Source organism: Anaerococcus sp. Marseille-P9784 (assembly GCF_902500265.1).
Classification (GTDB): domain Bacteria; phylum Bacillota; class Clostridia; order Tissierellales; family Peptoniphilaceae; genus Anaerococcus.
In genome coordinates this window covers 372,550-392,016 of sequence record NZ_CABVOZ010000002.1, presented here as the reverse complement: position 1 = coordinate 392,016, position 19,467 = coordinate 372,550, and the positions used below count along the sequence as shown (strand labels likewise).

Below are 19,467 nucleotides of genomic sequence, written 5' to 3'. Positions count from 1 at the left end.
GATATAATGGCGAAATACATACTAAAGAGGTTATTATATATGGTTATAACCTTATTTATAATAACCACAATAACATTTTACCTAATGCACAATATTCAAGGTGATCCATTGACAGCAGCAGGTAAAACACTTCCAGCCCAAACGCTCGAAAACTATAGGATAAAATACGGTTTGGATAAGTCTACCACAGAACAATATAAAATGTTCTTAGAAAATGCTATGCATGGAGATTTAGGTTCAAGTTTTAAATTTGCAGGTAGATCAGTTAGTGGAACTATTAAGGAAACTGCACCAATTTCTGGTAAAGTTGGTGGGCAAGCAATGATAGTAGGTATTGTAATAGGCCTTACTTTTGGTATTGTAGCAGCTCTTACCAGAAATAGATGGCCTGACTCGGTTATTAAAATTATTGCAATTATTGGAGTCACAGTCCCAGTCTTTGTTTTAGGATCACTTCTTCAATATTGGATGGGTGTAAAAAAGGGATGGTTCCCAACTTCTGGTTGGACAGGAGAATTTAAATATTCTGTTATACCAACTATTGCCCTATGTTTTGGTTCTATTGCAACATATTCTAGATATATGAGAAGTAATGTTCTAGAAGTTTTAAATCAAGATTATATCTTGACTGCCCAAGCTAAGGGTGTTTCTAAATTTAACATTATAACCAAACACGTTCTAAGAAATGCTATGCTACCAATAGTTACAATAGTTGGACCACAAGTAGCAGCAATATTTACAGGATCCTTCATTATCGAAACTATGTTTTCAATTCCAGGACTTGGATATTATTTTGTAAACTCAGTTACTTCAAGAGACTATCCATTTATCATTGGAACTACTATATTTTATGCAGCATTATTCTTAGTTGTACAATTGTTAGTAGATATAGTTTATGGATTAGTAGATCCAAGAATAAAATTAGCTGAATAGGAGAATTTATGCAAAGTATTGATAAATCCTTATTTAATAAAATTTCTGATGACCAAAAATCTTCAGAATTTATAGCAAGACCAGTTGTTACTTATTGGTCAGATGCATGGAGAAGATTTAAGAAAAATAAACTCGCATTAATTTCTCTTATCATCTTAATTATTTTGACAGTTATGGTTATTATTGGACCAATGCTAACACCATATGAGTTTAATCAAATGGTTGGAGCAAAAAACCAAACACCAAACAGCCAGTTTTGGTTTGGTACTGATAACCTCGGTCGTGATATTTTCACAAGATTGTGGAGAGGTGGTAGAATTTCTATTGCCATTGGTATTGCAGGTGCTTTGATTTCTACTGTTATTGGTAGTGTTTATGGAGCTATTTCTGCTTATTTTGGTGGCAAAGTTGATACTATAATGATGAGAATTGTTGAAATTTTAATTTCAATTCCTTATATACTTATAGTAATAATTCTAAGACTTGCACTTGGTACATCAGGAATTGGTACTCTTATTCTTGCCATGACTATCACTGGTTGGTGTGGTCTTGCAAGACTTGTTAGAGGACAAATCTTATCCTTGAAGGAATATGACTATATTAAGGCTGCTCAAGTTCTTGGTGTAAGCAATAAAGACATAGTTTTAAAACACTTACTACCAAATACTTTAAATGTAATTTTGGTTTCAATTTCTTTTGATGTACCAGGTTATATTTTCTCAGAAGCTTTCCTAAGTTATTTATCACTTGGTGTACAACCACCTGAAACTTCTTGGGGCGCTATGGTTTCTGCAGCACAAAGTTATTTCCAATTCTATCCATACCAATTGCTATTCCCAGCTTTGATGATTGCCCTAACAATGCTTTCATTTACACTCCTTGGCGATGGACTTAGAGATGCCCTTGATCCAAATCTTAGAAGGTAGGTAATATGACAGAAGTAAAAACATTTAACTTAGCTAATAATATTAGTGAGAATGAAACAAACAAAGAAAATATTATAAAAGATGATAGTTTAAGCGTTGATAGAGTTAGTCATCATCAAATATTGTCTTACGAAAATAGGGATAAGGTTATAGAAGTTAGAGATTTAAACTTACACTTTGATACCTATGCTGGAGAAGTAAAGGCGATAAGAGGAGTTAGCTTTGATATTTATGATGGAGAAGTTTTAGCTTTAGTTGGTGAATCTGGTTGTGGTAAAACCGTTGTAAGTAAGTCAATTCTTCAAATTTTGCCAAACAATGCAATAATCCAAGAAGGCTCTGTAATTAATTATATGGGTAAGGATGTTATTCATATGAGTAAAGATGAGCTTAAAGATTACAAGGGTTCAGAAGTTTCAATGATTTTCCAAGACCCTATGACATCTTTAAATCCAACTACAAAAATTGGTAAACAAATTACAGAATCTTTGTTAATTCATACAAAAATGAGCAAAGCTGAAGCAAAAGAAGAAGCTATTAGACTTCTTGAAACTGTAAATATACCAAATGCTGCCAAAAGATTTAACCAATATCCATTTGAGCTTTCAGGCGGTATGCGTCAAAGAGTTATGATAGCAATTGCTCTTGCTTGTAATCCAAATGTTATACTAGCAGACGAGCCAACAACAGCTTTGGATGTAACAATTCAAGCGCAAATCATCGACTTATTAAGAGAACTAAAAGATAAACAAAATACATCTATAGTTCTTGTAACTCATGACCTTGGTGTAGTAGCAGATTTTGCAGATAGAATTCAAATAATGTATGCTGGCGAAATAATGGAAACAGGAACTGTTAGAGAAATTTTCTATGATGGTAAACACCCTTACACTTGGGCTTTATTAAAATCAGTTCCAAAGATGAACTCTACAAAAGATGAAGCTTTATATTCATTAAAGGGTACACCTCCAGATCTAATTCAAGATATCAAAGGTTGTCCTTTTGTAGATAGGTGCGAATATGCTATGGAAATTTGCAGGGCTCAAAAACCACCGTTTTATGAATTCTCTAAATTCCACAAGTGCAAATGCTGGTTAAATCATGAATATGCACCAAAAGTAGAAAAACCTATATAGGAGTTTTTATGGAAAATAGAGAAAATAAAGAAGTACTTGTAGAAGTTAAAAATATGGACAAGTTTTTTAGAGTTGGCAAAAACCAAGAACTAAAAGCTTGCGAAGACATAAGTATTGATATATATAAGGGTGAAACACTTGGACTTGTAGGAGAATCAGGTTGTGGAAAAACTACCTTTGGTAGAACTCTTATCAAATTATATGAACCAACCAATGGAACAATAAAATATAAGGGCGAGGATATAACAAAACTTGATAAAACTCAACAAAAGAAATTTAGAAAACAAGCACAAATGATTTTCCAAGATCCTTACGCTTCCCTTGACCCTAGAATGACCATTGGAGATATAATTTCTGAAGGAATTCGTGTTCACTTTAAGGATATGAAGGAAAAAGAAATTCAAGCTAAAGTTTCAGATCTCTTGCAAACTGTAGGGCTAAACGCCGAACATGGTGCAAGATTTCCTCACGAACTATCTGGTGGACAAAGACAAAGAATAGGTATAGCAAGAGCACTTGCAGTTGAGCCGGAATTTATCATTTGCGATGAGCCAATATCAGCTCTTGATGTTAGTATCCAAGCTCAAGTTGTAAACTTATTAATAGAATTGCAAAATACTAGAAAGTTGACCTACTTATTTATTTCTCACGACCTATCAATGGTTTCACACATTTCAGATAGGGTTGGAGTAATGTATTTAGGATCTATGGTTGAAGTTGCAAGATCAGAAAGAATTTATGCTAGTGCATATCACCCATACACCCAAGCTTTGATATCAGCAATTCCTATACCTGATCCTGATGTATCAACAGCAGGCTATGAAAAACTAGAAGGAGAAATTCCTTCACCAATCAATGCGCCTGTTGGTTGCAAATTTAACACTCGTTGCAAATATGCAATGGATATTTGTAAAAAAGAAAGACCATCTCTAGTAGAACTTGAGCCAAACCATCTATGTGCTTGCCACCTATATGATCAAGGACTAGAACAAGGTATAGAAAAAATCGAAAGAATGAAAAAAGAATTAGAGAAAAAAGAAGAAATAAAACTCTAATTTAAAGAAACAGAATAAATAGCAAAAACTAACCTTAAATGGCAAAAGCCTTTAAAGAGTTAGTTTTTTTATTGAAAAATTTATTTTTTATAATTAAATCATCGGCCAATTTCTGTTATAATAAAAAACATAGGAGGAATTATGGCTAAAAAAAAGCACTTTAATCGTACATATAGTCCCAAAAAATTATCCACAATACTAACATTTGTAGGGACAGGAATTTTATGTGGAATAGTTATAGGAAGTTTTAAGACGCTTATTAAATTTTATTCAAGCCTAATGCTCGATTTATTTGCAAGAGCTAAGGGAAATATTTCTTATTCCATTTTAATAATTGCCTTATTTTTCATTATAGGAAGTTTTATTTATTATTTGTCAAAAAAAGATCCAAATATCAATGGGTCTGGAATCCCCGTTATCTATGCTATGTTAAATGATAAGCTAAATGTCGATTCTTTTAGAACTCTAATTAGGAAATTTATAGCAAGTATTCTAACAATTGGTTCAGGACTTACTCTTGGTAGAGAAGGTCCGTCCGTACAAATTGGCGGTCTTCTTGGAGATATAGCCCATAAAATGACCAAATCAGAAGAAGATAAGTCTTATTTTATAGGAGCATCAGCAGGAGCAGGACTAGCAGTAGCTTTTAACGCTCCAATGGCTGGGGTTTTATTTACCATAGAAGAAATTTTCAAAAAAACTGACAGAAAAGTTTTTCTATCAACAGCAATCACAATTTTCTCAGCAGTTATTACTTCAGATCTAATCTTTGGAAATTTGCCAGCCTTGGTAAATGTTCCAAAATTTCAAGTGATGCATCTAAAAATGATAATTCATCTAGTAATTTTAGGATTAATTACAGGCTTATCTGGAGTATTTTTTAACAAGATAGTTATTGGGTCTAAGGGATTTTTTGGAAAAATTAATATTAATCCTTTCTTAAAATATATGATTCCTTTCATAATCACAGGACTTGTTTTATTGGTCGATATTAACCTATTTTCTTCAGGAGAATCTTATATATTTTTCCCTATAAAAGGAAATCCAAATCTAGGAAGACTATTTTTTTTGTATTTTGCAAAAATATTATTATTAGCCTTGGCTTTTGGAGTGAGCATACCAGGTGGATCTTTAGTTCCACTTTTAGTAATAGGTTCACTTGCAGGAAATATATTTGCAAGCTTTTTAGCAAATATAGGCTTAATTGATCCGCAATTAATTTTGGTATTTTCCATGATGGCAATGTGTGGCCACTTTTCAGCCATAGTAAGAACACCGATTACAGCAATAATCTTGGTTTTGGAAATGACAGGAGGAGCTTTTAACTATTTATTAGGCCTATCAGTAGTAAGCTTAGTATCCTACTCCACAGCAGAAATCTTTAAATCAAAACCTTTCTATGATCACTTGTATGAGATTTTGATAAAAAAATAAATTAAAAAACTGACCTATAAATTGTTTAACAAAATATAGGTCAGTTCCTTTATTAATATGAATCTCCTCCGATTATTTTTCCGTTATATGCATCTACATAAACCATATCATCAGCAATTTCTACAATATATGCTAGATGCAAATCTTTACTTTCTTTTTCTTTTTGTTTATTTTCATCGAAAAAATCATTTGAATCAACAACGGTCAAAGTAATTTTGTCTACCTTACTAGCTTTATTATCTAGAAAATCAAGAGCAATTTTACTAGCTTCATCTTCACTAATTTTTGCTTCTTTTTCGATTTTATAGTCATTAAATTTACTATATAAAATTACCCTATCTTTTAAGTTATCAAAAACCACTCTGATTTGATCGTATGGATTAAAAACTCCTGCTGGATTTTTCTCATAAAATGAATACGCAATGTAATCTTTAGTAAAATCAGATTTTAATGCTTCAGTGTAATTTTTATCTATAAAATTTTCCTTGATTGATTCTACAAAAGTTTCGCTAGGGTAATTTTTATCAATTTCATTATCAGAAAATTCTAGTAAATCTAAAAAATCTGCATGAATAAGTTCTCCTTTATTATCAAAAAGAAGACTACTGCTCTTATCTCCTAAAACTTCAAGTTTTCCGGATTTTATATTTTTCTTATAGTTTTTGTCAAATTCTTCTTTTGATATGTCATAACCTAAATTTTTAAGAACATTTATGATTTTTTCATCAGAAATTTTCTCATTGTCGTTACTAGTTTTACTTTCATCGGCTTTGATATTTTTACTTTGATTAGCTGTACACGAAAATAGGATAAGTGCAAATGTTACACATATAAAGATATTAATAAATTTTTTTATTTTCATATTTGACTCCTAATATTACGATGGAATTTTATATTTGTTAATTTTAAAATACCAACAATTTAAAAATTGTCAATATGAAAATATAGTTATTTTATTTGTATAATTAAAATAATTTTAAATAAGTGATAATAAAAATTTATTAGTCGTCTATAATAATATTTTGCAATTCTTCCTAAAAAATTATTAATCTATGTAATGTTTTGTAAAAAGCCATAAAAAAAGAGGCTATAAGCTAGCCTCAAATTATTAGATTAATTTTTTAACTTCTTCTAAAGCTTTATCGAAGTCTACTTCGTTTGTTACTTCTGGAACGTATTCTACATATTGAACAATTCCATCTTTGTCTACAATTACAACTCCACGAGCTAGTAATTTGTTTTCTTCCATCAAGAATCCGTATTTTTCTCCAAATTCACGATCTTTATAATCTGAAACCATTATGGTATTTTCTATATCCTCATTTGAGCAAAATCTAGCTTGAGCAAATGGCAAATCTTCAGTTATTGTTACGATTTTTACATTTTCAAGTTTGCTTGCTTCTTGGTTAAATCTTTTTGCTTGCAAAGCACATACGCTTGTATCAAGAGATGGAGCAACTGAGTAAACTATCACATTTCCTTCATTTTCTTTGCTGTCAAAAACTGACAAATCATTTTTTGTTGCCTTAAATTCAGGCGCTTTATCAGAAACTTTAATTTCTTTTCCTAGTAAATTTACATCATTTCCTGCAAATGTTATTTTCATTTTCAAACCTCCAAAATTTATTTACATTTTTATTATACCATTAAATTTTTAAATAAATTATTTTTTTAAAATTTTTCTGAAAGTTATCATTAATATCTCTTAGTTGTTGAAATTTAGTTGACATATCAACTAGAAGATAGTAGAATATTTAAGTATTGGCATGCTTGCCAATATTGTTAAATTATAAAAGAAAAGGAGGTGCATTATGCCTACAATTAACCAACTTGTTAGGACAGGTAGAAAAAGTGAAAAATCTAAATCAAATACACCAGCTTTAGGTTATAACTACAATACTTTAAAAAGTAGAATTACTCCTAACCAATCACCACAAAAACGTGGAGTTTGTACATCAGTTAGAACCGTAACACCAAAAAAGCCAAACTCAGCTTTGCGTAAAGTTGCCAGAGTTAGACTAACTAATGGTGCGGAAGTACTTTCATACATTCCAGGTATTGGTCACAACTTACAAGAACACAGTGTTGTGCTAATCAGAGGTGGAAGAGTAAAGGACCTTCCAGGTGTGCGTTATCACATCATAAGAGGTACTCTTGATACTGCAGGAGTTAACGGACGTAAACAAGGTAGATCTAAATACGGCGCTAAAAAAGGCCAAAACTAGGATCTAAAATAAGTGCATAATGTACCTATTATATATAGAAATCATTCTTGCACACAACGATATATTTAGTCGAGTACTAATGATATTACTTAAAAATTGGTAAAGGAGGGAAGCAAAGTGTCAAGAAAGGGACATATACCAAAAAGAGAAGTAATGCCTGATGCTAAGTATAACGACAGAGTTGTAACAAAACTTATCAACAACGTTATGCTTGATGGCAAAAAAGGCCTTGCTACAAGAATCGTCTACGAAGCATTTGATATCGTAGAAGAAAAGACAGGAAATGACGCACTAGAAGTTTTCTACCAAGCTATGGAAAATATAATGCCAACACTTGAAGTTAAAGCTCGTAGAATTGGTGGTGCTAACTATCAAGTTCCTATGGAAGTTAGACCAGAAAGAAGACAAACTCTAGCTTTAAGATGGCTAGTAAACTTTTCTAGAGCTCGTGGTGAAAAAACAATGGTTGAAAGATTATCTAAAGAAATTTTAGATGCATCTAACAACTCTGGTGCAGCTGTAAAGAGAAAAGAAGAAATGCATAGAGCTGCAGAAGCAAATAAAGCATTTGCACACTACAGATACTAAATTTAGGGGGATAAATGCCTAGACAAGTAGGACTAAAAGATACCAGAAATATAGGAATTATGGCTCACATCGATGCCGGAAAAACAACTGTAACAGAAAGAATCTTATATTACACTGGTAAAATTTACAAAATAGGTGATACCCATGATGGTACAGCTGTTATGGACTCCATGGATCAAGAAAAAGAACGTGGAATTACCATTGGTTCAGCTGCTACTACAGCTTTTTGGAAAGATCATAGAATTAACATTATCGATACTCCAGGACACGTTGATTTTACTGTAGAGGTAGAAAGATCACTTAGAGTTCTTGATGGTGCAGTAGCTTTATTTGATGCAAAAAGCGGGGTAGAACCACAATCAGAAACTGTATGGAGACAAGCAGACAAATACCACATTCCAAGAATTTGTTTTATCAACAAAATGGATGCAACAGGTGCTGATTTCTTCATGGCAGTAGAAACAATAAAAGATAAACTAAAAGCTAATGCGCTACCACTTGAAATTCCGATAGGTAGCGAACAACAATTCCAAGGTGCAGTAGACCTAGTAACAATGGAAGCTGTAACCTACAATACAGAAGACTTAGGAGCTCATCCATTATATAGCGAAATTCCAGATGATCTTAAAGCTCAAGCTGAAGAATACAGAAATAATATGCTTGAAGAATTATCAGAAATTGATGATAATATAATGATGAAATATCTTGAGGGCGAAGAAGTAAGCGTTGAAGAGATAAAAGCTGCAATAAGAAAAGGAACAATTGAACAAAAAATATTCCCTTGCTTATTAGGTTCAGCTTACAAAAACAAAGGTGTTCAACCACTTCTTGATGCAGTAATAGATTTCATGCCAAGCCCACTTGATGTTCCAAATATCAAAGGAACTGATCCTAAAGACGATACAGTCGAACTTGAAAGAAAAGCAACAGATGATGGTCCAACTGCTGCTCTTGCCTTTAAAGTTGTAACAGATCCATACGTTGGTAAATTAATCTATACAAGAATTTACTCTGGAACAATACAATCTGGTTCATATATCTTTAATGCAACCAAAGGCAAAAGAGAACGTGTTGGTCGTATAATGCAAATGCACTCTAATAAGCAACAAGAAATCGAAGTTGGTTATGCTGGAGATATAGTTGCATTATTAGGACTAAAAGATACAACAACAGGAGATTCCCTATGTGATCAAGATGATCAAATCATCTTAGAGAAAATGGAATTCCCAGATCCAGTAATTTCAGTAGCAATTGAACCAAAAACAAGAGCATCCCAAGATAAGATGATAATTGGTCTACAAAAACTTGCTGAAGAAGATCCAACATTTGTAACCAGATCTGATGAAGAAACTGGACAAACAATAATCTCAGGAATGGGAGAACTTCACCTTGAAATTATCGTAGATAGACTTCTAAGAGAATTTAAAGTTGAAGCAAATATAGGTAACCCACAAGTAGCTTACAGAGAAGGTATCACAGCTGAAGCAGAAGCTCAAGGTAAGTTTGTAAGACAATCCGGTGGTTCTGGTCAATACGGTGATGTACATCTTAGAGTTACACCAGGAGAAGAAGGATCTGGAATCACATTTGAAAGTAAGATTGTCGGTGGTGCAGTACCAAAAGAATACATCAGACCAGTTGAAGAAGGTGTACGTGAAGCAGCAACATCAGGAATCCTTGGCGGATATCCAATGGTTGATATGCATGTAGTACTATTTGATGGTTCATACCACGAAGTAGACTCATCAGAAGTAGCCTTCCACGTAGCAGGTTCAATGGGACTTAAAAATGCAGTAGCCAAAGCGAAACCAGTATTACTTGAACCAATAGAAAAAGTTGAGATTACAACACCAGATGAATATCTTGGAGACGTAATGGGCGATGTATCATCTAGACGTGGTAAAATCGATGGAATGAATCCAAAAGATGGAATCCATGTATTAGATGCTTTCATACCACTATCAGAAATGTTCGGATACGCAACAGATCTTCGTTCAAAAACACAAGGTAGAGCAACATACTCAATGCAATTTGACCACTATGCTCAAGTACCAGAATCAGTAAAAGAAGAAGTATTAAATAAATAATAATAGGAGATTAAAATGAGTAAACAACAATTTGAAAGAACCAAACCACACTTGAATATCGGAACCATTGGCCACGTAGACCATGGTAAAACAACAACAACAGCAGCAATAACCCAAGCACTAAACAAAAAATACGGCACAGGTGAATACGTAGACTACGAACACATCGACAAAGCTCCAGAAGAAAGAGAAAGAGGAATCACAATCAACACCTCAGTAGTAGAATACGAAACACCAAATAGACACTATGCACACATAGACGCACCAGGCCACGCAGACTACGTTAAAAACATGATCACCGGAGCAGCACAAATGGACGGAGCAATCATAGTAGTAAGTGCAGCAGACGGTCCAATGCCACAAACAAGAGAACACATCCTACTAGCAAGACAAGTAGGCGTACCAAAAATAGCAGTATTCCTAAACAAAGAAGACCAAGTAGACGATCCAGAACTAATCGAACTAGTAGAAATGGAAGTAAGAGACTTACTAAACGAATACGAATTCGATGGAGACAACTGCCCAGTAGTAGTAGGCTCAGCACTAAAATCCCTACAAGAAGGTGGCGAAGGCCCATGGACAGACAAAATCCTAAAACTAATGGAAGAAGTAGACGAATACTTTGACATTCCAGAAAGAGACAACGACCTACCATTCCTAATGCCAGTAGAAGACGTAATGACAATCTCAGGCCGTGGAACAGTAGCAACAGGAAGAGTAGAAAGAGGAACCCTAAAAGTAGGCGACACAGTAGAAATCGTAGGACTAACCGAAAAAACAAGCCAAGCAGTAGTAACAGGCGTAGAAATGTTCCACAAATCACTAGCCCAAGCAGAAAGTGGAGACAACGTAGGAATCCTACTAAGAGGCGTACAAAGAGACGAAATCTCAAGAGGCCAAGTACTAGCAAAACCAGGCAGCGTACACCCACACACAGAATTCGAAGGACAAGTATACGTACTAACCAAAGAAGAAGGTGGACGTCACACCCCATTCTTTAGTGGATACAGACCACAATTCTTCTTCAGAACAACAGACGTAACAGGTGATATCCAACTAGAAGAAGGCGTAGAAATGGTAATGCCAGGAGACAACGCAACATTTAAAATCACCCTACAAAAACCAATCGCTCTAGAAGAAGGCCTAAGATTCGCAGTAAGAGAAGGTGGAAGAACAGTAGCATCTGGAGTAGTAACAAAGGTTGTTAAATAATCTGTGTTATTACACTAAACAATAAACATGAAAAAGAGTAGACAAATAGTCTGCTCTTTTTTTCGTATAAGCTTTATTGTAATCAAATTGACAAGGTCAAGGATTAAGTGTTACACTACTAACGGAGGTTACTATGTCATATATGTTAGATAAATTTTTAGATTATGTAAGTTACGATACACAAAGTGACGATAAAAGCTCCTCTTGCCCATCAACAAAAGGACAATTGGAATTAGGAAAAAAATTAGTAGCAGATCTTAAAGAAATTGGCATTGAAAATGCAGTGCAAGATGAAAATGGATATATTTATGCTTCAATTGATGGAACTATCAAAGATGCTCCCAAAATTGGACTTATAGCTCATATGGATACAGCCTTAGAGCTAAGCGGTAAAAATGTTAATCCACAAATAATAGAAAATTATGATGGAGACGACATAATTCTTAACGAAAAATACAAATTAACCAATGAAGAATTTCCGTTTTTAAAAGATTTGACTGGTCATAAATTAGTTACAACAGATGGCACTACCTTACTTGGAGCTGATGATAAGGCTGGTGTTTCAATAATTATGACAATAGCCAAGTATTTTATGGAAAATAGGGACTTAAAATTTGGCGATATAAAAATCGCTTTTACACCAGATGAAGAAATCGGCAGAGGAGCAGACTTATTTGATGTAAAAAGATTTGGTGCTGACTTTGCTTATACAATTGATGGTGGGCCAGTAGGAGAATTAGAATACGAAAACTTTAATGCTTGTAGCGTTAGTGTTGATATAGAAGGTAAAGCTGTTCATCCAGGTTCTGCCAAAAATGTTTTAATCAACGCACTTTTACTTGCCATGGAATTTAATTCTATGTTACCAGTTAACCAAAGACCAGAATATTCTGAAGGATATGAGGGTTTTTATATGCTTCAAGAAATAAATGGAACTGCAGCAAGTGCTAAGATGGATTATATAGTTAGAGACTTTTTTAAAGATTCTTTCCAATCCAAAAAAGATTTGCTAAATGAAATAGGCGATTTTTTAAATAAAAAATACGGACATGTTATAGATATTACTATTAAAGATTCATATTATAATATGAAAGAAAAAGTTCAACCACATATGGAAATTGTGGAATTGGCAAAAAATGCCATAGAAAATGTTGGACTTACACCAATTATCAAGCCTATCCGCGGTGGTACAGATGGAGCAAGCCTATCATATAAAGGACTTCCAACACCAAATTTGTTTACAGGTGGGTATAATTATCATGGAAGATATGAAATAGTTTCTGTAGATTTGATGGAAAAATCTTACGAAGTTATTAAAAATATCATAATAAATAATGCGAAAGGAAATAATTAATGGAAAATTTACAACCTCAAAGAGTATTTTATTATTTTTCAAAACTAATGGAGATACCAAGAGTAAGTCATCATGAAAAAGAAGTTTCAGATTATTTAATAAAAACTGGCAAGGAATTGGGTCTTTTTACTTATCAAGATGAAAATTTAAACGTTATTTTAAGAAGAGATGCAGCTAAGGGCTATGAAAATGCACCAAAAGTTATACTCCAAGGTCACATGGATATGGTTGGATCAAAAACTGAAGATTCCACTCATGATTTTACCAAAGATCCTATAATTCCAGTAATTGATGGAGATTATCTAAAAGCTAAAGATACAACTTTGGGAGCAGATAATGGTATAGCAGTTGCAATGGGTCTTGCCCTATTGGAAGATAAAAATTACAAGGGCCCACAACTAGAATTAGTTGTAACTACTGATGAAGAAACTTCAATGTCAGGCGCCTTAGCTTTGGCAGATGATGTCTTAGAAGGGGAATATCTAATAAATTTGGATTCTGAAGAAGAAGGAATACTTACAGTTGGTTCTGCTGGTGGCATAACATTTTTCGTAAGCCAAGAAATTGGAGAATTAAGCGAAAAAGAAGGCTTTGAAATTAAATTATCAGGACTTTTAGGTGGACATTCAGGTATGCAAATCCATGAAAAAAGAGGAAATGCAGTAAAAATCCTAGGTCAAATCTTAGAAAAAATTGAAGATGAAATAAGCATTGGAGAATTCACAAGCGGAACTTTTGACAATGTAATCCCATCTACCGGCAAAGTTTTGGTTTTTGATACAAGTTTAGAAAAAATTGAAAAGGCAAAAGAAGAAGTTTTAAAAGAAAATTCTGATTTGCTTGGAAATTTACAAATAGCAGTTAAAGAAGCTAAGGGAAAGGCTTATAGCAAGGACTTTAGCAAAAGAGTAATAAAAATGGTTAATACTATGCCTACAGGCGTAAATACTTTTATGAAAGATGGTAAGACTGTTGAATCTTCAGACAACTTAGCTTTAATCAAAGAAGAAGATGGAAATCTAAAAAGCGAAATTTCTCTAAGATCTTCAAACCATGAAGCCCTTGATGAATTAAGAGAAAAAATAGGAAAAATTTTAGAAGAAAATTCTCTAGCTTATACAATTGGTGCAGTTTATCCAGGTTGGGAATATAATGAAAACTCAAAACTTAGACCACTTGCTGAAAAAGTCTACAAAGAAATGGAAGGCAAGGAATTTGATACGATTGTAATTCATGCAGGTCTTGAATGTGGTTGTTTCTACGAAAAATATCCACACTTAGATATAATTTCAATTGGACCAAATATTTCTGGCGCTCACAGTCCAGAAGAAAAGCTAGAAATTAAATCTTGCCAAAGAGTTTTTGCTTACGTTAAAAAACTTTTAGAAGAAATTAAGTAAAATCATAAGAACATAGGCCTATATAACAGGGTTTATGTTCTTTTTTTGTTAAATTTTCTTTAATAGATAATTTATATACAATTCTTTATAAAACATAACAAACCAGTATAATATTATTCTTGGAGGTTTTATGAGTAAAAAATCATTTACAATCATGTTAGCTTATGTTGGAGTTGTAACAGGGGCTGGTCTTGCTTCTGGTCAAGAACTCTTGCAATATTTTGTTTCTCTAGGAATTCCTGGTCTTATCGGCATAGGAATTGTTGGGATTTTGCATATACTTTTTGGTGGAATTTTATTAACAATGGGTTCCCACTTTTTGGCAAGCGATCATTCTGACGTTTTTGGAGAAATAACCAATAAATTCATAGGTAAATTTATGGATCTTGGTCTTATTTTTACCTGTTTTGTTATGGGATTTGTAATGATAGCAGGAGCAGGCTCAAATTTAAACCAAGCTTTTGCAATAGACAAATGGATTGGTCAAGTTATCTGTGCATCTTTGATAATAATTGTTGGCATGTTAGATTTTGAAAAAGTTTCCAAAGTTATAGGCTCTTTTACGCCGATGATAATTATTTTAACCCTAATAGCTTCTATCTATACTTTTATCAATTTCAAAGCTGATTGGGCAAGTCTTAATGACTTTGCTATAAAACTACCGTCAAATTTTAATTCGCTAATATTTACTATTTTAAACTATTACGGAGTTTGCCTAATGAGTGGCGTTTCAATGGGATTTGTTTTAGGAGGAGAAGAACTAAATCCAAAAGATGCTGGAATTGGTGGACTATTAGGCGGAGCGATTGCTGGTCTTTTGGGAATTTTGATATCTTTTACCTTATTTATACGCATTAGAGAAGTGGCAACTCTTGATATTCCAATGTTATACATAATTTCAGATATAAATCCAGTTCTTGGGAAAATCATGGCTCTAGTTATATTTGGAATGATATTTAATACGGGGATTTCACTTTTTTATGCCCTAGCTCGAAGATTTTCAAATGGTAAAGAAAATAGATTTAAGTTTTTATTGGTAGTCATAACTTTAGTAGGCTTTGCTTTAAGTTTTGGCGGATTTAAAAAACTTGTTTCGGTTTTTTATCCCATCATTGGTTATGTAGGAATAGCTATGATGTTTTTACTTCTTATATCTTGGTTTAGAACTAAAGAAGATATAAAAAAAGAAAACTACTGGAGAGTTGGCATAGCTTACTATATGAGAAAAAAAGTAGACGATAGTATAAAATTTACTAAAAAAGATGAGAAAAAACTTGAAAATTTGATAGAAAAATCAAACGTAGATAATGAGCAATTAGAAAATATGGCAGAAGATTATATCAAAAATGATCTTGAAAATGAATAATAAAGTGGCTGGTAATAAGAATTGAACTGACCCCCAAAAGTTAGACCTAAAAACTAACTAACGGAGGTCAGTTTTTTAATGGCAAAATATAGCACAGAATTCAAAATGAAAGTAGTAAAAGAATATTTAGAATCAAACATCTCATATAAATCTTTATCAGACAAATATTGCATACCATCAGAAAGCGTAGTGAAAAGCTGGGTAAATGCATACAAATCACAAGGCTATGAAGGACTAAAAGTAAAAAGAAAAAATACACAATATACTTTGGAATTCAAGTTAAATGTAGTAAACTTGTACTTAACAGGAGAAATGTCCTATCAAAGCCTAGCAAACAATCTTAAAATCAATAATCCATCAATAATCACCCGATGGGTCAATGAATATAGAGAAAAAGGAATTGAAGGACTTAGATCTAAAAAGAGAGGAAGACCTTCAAAAATGCCAAAATCCCCAAAGAGATCAAAAGACACTAAAATAGAATCATCAGCAAACATAACTAATTTAGAAAATGAATCATTAACACAAGCACAACTAAAAGAAAAGATAAAGAAATTAGAAGAAGAAAACTATTGGCTTCAATTAGAAAATGATGCAATAAAAAAAAAGATAGAATTGTCTCAAATGACAGATACAGAAATAAGACAATTGCTGAAACAATCAAAGTCTTAAGAGATAAATACAAACTAAAAGACTTGTTAAAATACTTTAACATTGCCAAATCAACATACATGTATTGGCAAAAACGCTTAAATAAACCAAATAAAGATCTAGAATTAGAAAAGAAAATACTTAAAATAAGAAAAGACAATCCAAACTACGGCTACAGAAGAATAACAGCAATGTTAAAAAGATCAGGACTGATAATAAACAAAAAGAAAGTACAACGATTAGTTCAAAAGTTAAAACTTCAAGTAAAAAGCTATTCAAGAAAAACAAGAAAATACTCATCCTACAAAGGACAGGTAGGAAAAATATCAGACAACAAAATAAAAAGAAACTTTAAAGTGGAAACACCATACACACAAATAACAACAGACACAACAGAATTTAAGTATTTAGAAAAAGATAAAACAGGAACATATCAAATAAAGAAACTCTATCTAAACCCATACCTAGATATGTACAACAGTGAAATACTTAGCTATGAAATATCAAAACACCCAACAATAGAACCAATCTTAAAAGCCTTAGACAAAGCAATAGAGGTAACTAATAAAAATAAAGAAAAAAGAATATTCCACTCTGATCAAGGCTGGGCATACCAAGTAAAGCAATACACATCAAAACTAGAAGAAAATGACATCACTCAATCCATGTCAAGAAAAGGAAATTGCTTAGACAACTCACCAATGGAAAATTTCTTTGGGATATTAAAACAAGAAATATATTACGGAAATAAATTCTATTCATACGAGCACTTAAAACAAACAATTGAAGATTTCATAAAATATTACAACGAAGAAAGAATAAAAGAAAAATTAGGATACTTATCACCAATAGAATACAGAAAGAAGAATGCAGCATAAAAATTTCCTACCCCTAGGGGTAGGATAGGACAAAGAAATACCAGGGCTAGTTTAGTTCTAACTCTGGTATTAGGTCCAACTTTGTGGGGTCACCTTAGAATATAATTACCAGCTTTTTTATTTATAATACAACCAATTTAAGGCTTTTGGGCAAATTTCAAAGTTTATTTCTTTTGTTTTAAAAATTTCTCCGTCAATATTTGCCAAAATTTCCTTATTTGCTTGTATTTTTCCACTCTTTATCCTATACTCAGATAAATATTTGGAATTTTGGTGTTTGCCTTTTTTATATTTTAATATTAGGGGAATGAGATTAAATTTTGGGAATTTTTCACAAAGAACTAAATTGATTATCCCATCGTCAATTTTCCCATCTGGTGCAGGATTAAAGCCTGAACCATAGTAAGAGCCGTTACAAATGGCAGAAATTAGATATTCATTGTTAAGATTGATTTTCCTTTGGTCAGCCAAGGTCAAAGAAATATCTAATTCCATATAGGAAAGATGAAAAATTCTATTAATAACTGCTTTCACATAGGCTTTTTTGCCCAATGACTTATCTTTTTCTAAATATTGGTAGGCTTTTGACAAAATTTCTGTATCAAAACCAAGACTTGTGACGTTGATACAATATTTTTCATTCACTTTTATCAGATCTATAGGTCTAATTTCAAAATCAAAAGTATCTTCGATTTTAAAATTAGAATAATCGAAGTTTTTAGAAAAATCATTGCCAGTCCCTGTTGGAATTAAGCCAATAGCAACATCTTTACCTTGGCAAAGATTAATAACTTCATTTAAGGATCCATCACCACCAAGAAGGATAATAACTTTTTCGTCAAAATCAGATTTTAGAAAATCATTAACAATTTCTTTGATATGATCCTTGTATTTGGTTTCTTTGACAATTATCTCATCTTCTTTGCCATAGGACTTGTAAATTTCTTCAATTTGTTTTTTAGAAAAATCAAACTCAGTTGCACCAGCAAGTGAGCTTATTAAAAATAACTTTCTCATAAAATCATCCTATTCAATTATTTGTAGCTAAAATTAATTAATAGATATTCTTTAAAATTAAGTAAAAAAATCTTTTGCATAAAATTATTCGAGATTACTCTTGCTTATAAATTTTAAGAAACAATTTTTTTATGATTAATCGATGTTTATTCAAATATTTCCTTTAGAGCCTTGTAGGTTTTAATCCTATTTTTTAGTCCATATATTGGTGTAAATCCAAGAATTTCATCAATACCATAAGTTTTAATTTCATATTCCAAAATATTAGCAATTTCTTTTTTGCTTCCTTTTAATATAAACCTAGCATCATAAGATTTTTTAAGAATTGACTCTTCTTGACTGGTAAACTTATAATCTTTTAATTCTTCAGGATCGATTAACCCTTTGGAGCTACCCCTATATTGTTGAATATGAAAATAATCAAAGGATTTCCCCAAATACTCTAGCTCCTCTTTGTCATCTGAAATTAGGATTTGATAGGACATAGAAATATATGCTTTATCCGCAAAGGCTGATTGTTTGAAATTTTTTTTGTAGTCTTCAAATAATTTTGCTGGTGTTTCTACAGAAAAAAACTTTGCGTGTGAGTAAGCAATTCCAAATTCAGAAGCCTTTTTAATAGCTTGACCAGTTGATCCTAGCATCCATGGACGGGGAAGATTTTCACCACTTTTTGGCATGGCCTTTGCCATAGAATAGGTAAAGTCATCTGGCTTTCTATCTTGTAAATAATCAAGCAAGGTTTTGATTTCATCAAATAAATCACGAGATTTACTTGAGAAATTTTTATTTAAGGCACGAATTTCATAAGCACCGGCACCAGGAGCACGACCAATTCCAAGATCTACTCTGCCTTGGGCAAGATATTCCATAGTTTTAAAAGTTTCTGCGATTTTTAGTGGAGAATAATGCATAACCATGGTTCCACCAGTTCCTATATTTAAATTTTTAGTTCTTGATAGAAAAAAACTAGCTAATATTTCAGGGGATACAGAAAGTAAATTCTCAAATCCATGATGCTCTGCAAACCAATACCTATCATAAGAAAGTTTATCTAATTCTTCAACTAATTTTTTTGTATTTTCAAAGACTTCTTCGTTACTTTGGTTAACTTCTCTAATTAATAAATCATGAACTCCTAGTTTCACTAAATCCTCCTTTTAATAATATAAATGATATATATAATTATACCAGATTGAAATAAA

At 32.4% G+C, this 19,467-nt stretch carries 18 protein-coding genes; 14 read left to right on the top strand and 4 right to left on the bottom strand.

The window, feature by feature from the left end:
* Positions 1-6 precede the first annotated feature (6 nt).
* From GAN53_RS05790 to GAN53_RS05770, 5 genes are all read left to right on the top strand, one after another.
* Positions 7-933, top strand: coding sequence for an ABC transporter permease (locus tag GAN53_RS05790; protein ID WP_151409918.1), 927 nt, complete (start codon positions 7-9; stop codon positions 931-933).
* A gap of 8 nt (positions 934-941) precedes the next feature.
* Positions 942-1,859 carry an ABC transporter permease gene (locus GAN53_RS05785; protein ID WP_151409916.1) on the top strand — a complete coding sequence of 306 codons (918 nt, stop codon included), beginning with the start codon at positions 942-944 and terminating at the stop codon, positions 1,857-1,859.
* A gap of 5 nt (positions 1,860-1,864) precedes the next feature.
* A complete protein-coding gene (locus tag GAN53_RS05780) occupies positions 1,865-2,995 on the top strand; it encodes an ABC transporter ATP-binding protein (RefSeq protein ID WP_151409914.1) in 1,131 nt (376 codons plus the stop codon).
* 8 nt (positions 2,996-3,003) lie between these two features.
* Positions 3,004-4,050: an ABC transporter ATP-binding protein gene (locus tag GAN53_RS05775; protein WP_151409912.1), complete on the top strand. Its 1,047-nt coding sequence runs from the start codon at positions 3,004-3,006 to the stop codon at positions 4,048-4,050.
* Positions 4,051-4,191: 141 nt separating this feature from the next.
* Positions 4,192-5,484, top strand: a complete 1,293-nt coding sequence (locus tag GAN53_RS05770) for a ClC family H(+)/Cl(-) exchange transporter (protein ID WP_151409909.1) — start codon at positions 4,192-4,194, stop codon at positions 5,482-5,484.
* 52 nt (positions 5,485-5,536) lie between these two features.
* Here the strand turns inward: GAN53_RS05770 and GAN53_RS05765 are convergent, their stop codons facing one another.
* Positions 5,537-6,346 (bottom strand): PepSY domain-containing protein, encoded by an 810-nt coding sequence (locus GAN53_RS05765; protein WP_151409907.1) that lies wholly within the window; start codon positions 6,344-6,346, stop codon positions 5,537-5,539.
* Between the two features lie 246 nt (positions 6,347-6,592).
* Positions 6,593-7,090 (bottom strand): thiol peroxidase, encoded by a 498-nt coding sequence (gene tpx / locus GAN53_RS05760; protein WP_151409906.1) that lies wholly within the window; start codon positions 7,088-7,090, stop codon positions 6,593-6,595.
* A 205-nt stretch (positions 7,091-7,295) separates the two neighbouring features.
* On the opposite strand from tpx, the gene rpsL reads away from it, so the two are divergent.
* The 9 genes from rpsL to GAN53_RS05715 all read left to right on the top strand — a co-directional run bounded on the left by rpsL (position 7,296) and on the right by GAN53_RS05715 (position 17,245).
* Positions 7,296-7,709 carry a 30S ribosomal protein S12 gene (gene rpsL, locus GAN53_RS05755; protein WP_099320990.1) on the top strand — a complete coding sequence of 138 codons (414 nt, stop codon included), beginning with the start codon at positions 7,296-7,298 and terminating at the stop codon, positions 7,707-7,709.
* Positions 7,710-7,826: 117 nt separating this feature from the next.
* The gene (rpsG, locus tag GAN53_RS05750) at positions 7,827-8,297 is read left to right on the top strand and encodes a 30S ribosomal protein S7 (RefSeq protein ID WP_151409905.1); all 471 of its coding nucleotides are present in this window, start codon (positions 7,827-7,829) and stop codon (positions 8,295-8,297) included.
* A 14-nt stretch (positions 8,298-8,311) separates the two neighbouring features.
* Entirely contained in the window at positions 8,312-10,384 is a 2,073-nt protein-coding gene (fusA, locus tag GAN53_RS05745) for an elongation factor G (protein WP_151409904.1), read from the top strand.
* 15 nt (positions 10,385-10,399) lie between these two features.
* On the top strand, positions 10,400-11,596 hold the full coding sequence (tuf, locus tag GAN53_RS05740) for an elongation factor Tu (RefSeq protein ID WP_151409903.1): 1,197 nt from the start codon (positions 10,400-10,402) through the stop codon (positions 11,594-11,596).
* 133 nt (positions 11,597-11,729) lie between these two features.
* Positions 11,730-12,950, top strand: a complete 1,221-nt coding sequence (gene pepT, locus GAN53_RS05735) for a peptidase T (protein WP_263969947.1) — start codon at positions 11,730-11,732, stop codon at positions 12,948-12,950.
* On the top strand, positions 12,950-14,350 hold the full coding sequence (gene pepD, locus GAN53_RS05730; protein WP_151409902.1) for a beta-Ala-His dipeptidase: 1,401 nt from the start codon (positions 12,950-12,952) through the stop codon (positions 14,348-14,350). The genes pepT and pepD overlap by 1 nt, the downstream gene beginning before the upstream one ends.
* A gap of 130 nt (positions 14,351-14,480) precedes the next feature.
* Entirely contained in the window at positions 14,481-15,716 is a 1,236-nt protein-coding gene (locus GAN53_RS05725; RefSeq protein ID WP_151409901.1) for a hypothetical protein, read from the top strand.
* A gap of 78 nt (positions 15,717-15,794) precedes the next feature.
* A complete protein-coding gene (locus tag GAN53_RS05720) occupies positions 15,795-16,388 on the top strand; it encodes a helix-turn-helix domain-containing protein (RefSeq protein ID WP_151409095.1) in 594 nt (197 codons plus the stop codon).
* Positions 16,331-17,245 (top strand): IS3 family transposase, encoded by a 915-nt coding sequence (locus GAN53_RS05715; RefSeq protein WP_151409096.1) that lies wholly within the window; start codon positions 16,331-16,333, stop codon positions 17,243-17,245. Before GAN53_RS05720 ends, GAN53_RS05715 begins: the two co-directional genes overlap by 58 nt.
* A gap of 117 nt (positions 17,246-17,362) precedes the next feature.
* Here GAN53_RS05715 and GAN53_RS05710 read toward each other — a convergent pair whose 3' ends face one another.
* Positions 17,363-18,262 carry a diacylglycerol/lipid kinase family protein gene (locus GAN53_RS05710; RefSeq protein WP_151409900.1) on the bottom strand — a complete coding sequence of 300 codons (900 nt, stop codon included), beginning with the start codon at positions 18,260-18,262 and terminating at the stop codon, positions 17,363-17,365.
* Positions 18,263-18,408: 146 nt separating this feature from the next.
* Positions 18,409-19,410 carry an MsnO8 family LLM class oxidoreductase gene (locus tag GAN53_RS05705; protein WP_151409899.1) on the bottom strand — a complete coding sequence of 334 codons (1,002 nt, stop codon included), beginning with the start codon at positions 19,408-19,410 and terminating at the stop codon, positions 18,409-18,411.
* Positions 19,411-19,467: the final 57 nt, after the last annotated feature.

What these genes read in the sequence shown, in the direction of transcription:
- GAN53_RS05790 (WP_151409918.1), top strand. Translation starts at nt 7, where the DNA reads ATGGCGAAATACATACTAAAGAGGTTATTATATATGGTTATAACCTTA.
- GAN53_RS05785 (WP_151409916.1), top strand. Translation starts at nt 942, where the DNA reads ATGCAAAGTATTGATAAATCCTTATTTAATAAAATTTCTGATGACCAA.
- GAN53_RS05780 (WP_151409914.1), top strand. Translation starts at nt 1,865, where the DNA reads ATGACAGAAGTAAAAACATTTAACTTAGCTAATAATATTAGTGAGAAT.
- GAN53_RS05775 (WP_151409912.1), top strand. Translation starts at nt 3,004, where the DNA reads ATGGAAAATAGAGAAAATAAAGAAGTACTTGTAGAAGTTAAAAATATG.
- GAN53_RS05770 (WP_151409909.1), top strand. Translation starts at nt 4,192, where the DNA reads ATGGCTAAAAAAAAGCACTTTAATCGTACATATAGTCCCAAAAAATTA.
- GAN53_RS05765 (WP_151409907.1), bottom strand. Translation starts at nt 6,346, where the DNA reads ATGAAAATAAAAAAATTTATTAATATCTTTATATGTGTAACATTTGCA.
- tpx (WP_151409906.1), bottom strand. Translation starts at nt 7,090, where the DNA reads ATGAAAATAACATTTGCAGGAAATGATGTAAATTTACTAGGAAAAGAA.
- rpsL (WP_099320990.1), top strand. Translation starts at nt 7,296, where the DNA reads ATGCCTACAATTAACCAACTTGTTAGGACAGGTAGAAAAAGTGAAAAA.
- fusA (WP_151409904.1), top strand. Translation starts at nt 8,312, where the DNA reads ATGCCTAGACAAGTAGGACTAAAAGATACCAGAAATATAGGAATTATG.
- tuf (WP_151409903.1), top strand. Translation starts at nt 10,400, where the DNA reads ATGAGTAAACAACAATTTGAAAGAACCAAACCACACTTGAATATCGGA.
- pepT (WP_263969947.1), top strand. Translation starts at nt 11,730, where the DNA reads ATGTCATATATGTTAGATAAATTTTTAGATTATGTAAGTTACGATACA.
- pepD (WP_151409902.1), top strand. Translation starts at nt 12,950, where the DNA reads ATGGAAAATTTACAACCTCAAAGAGTATTTTATTATTTTTCAAAACTA.
- GAN53_RS05725 (WP_151409901.1), top strand. Translation starts at nt 14,481, where the DNA reads ATGAGTAAAAAATCATTTACAATCATGTTAGCTTATGTTGGAGTTGTA.
- GAN53_RS05720 (WP_151409095.1), top strand. Translation starts at nt 15,795, where the DNA reads ATGGCAAAATATAGCACAGAATTCAAAATGAAAGTAGTAAAAGAATAT.
- GAN53_RS05710 (WP_151409900.1), bottom strand. Translation starts at nt 18,262, where the DNA reads ATGAGAAAGTTATTTTTAATAAGCTCACTTGCTGGTGCAACTGAGTTT.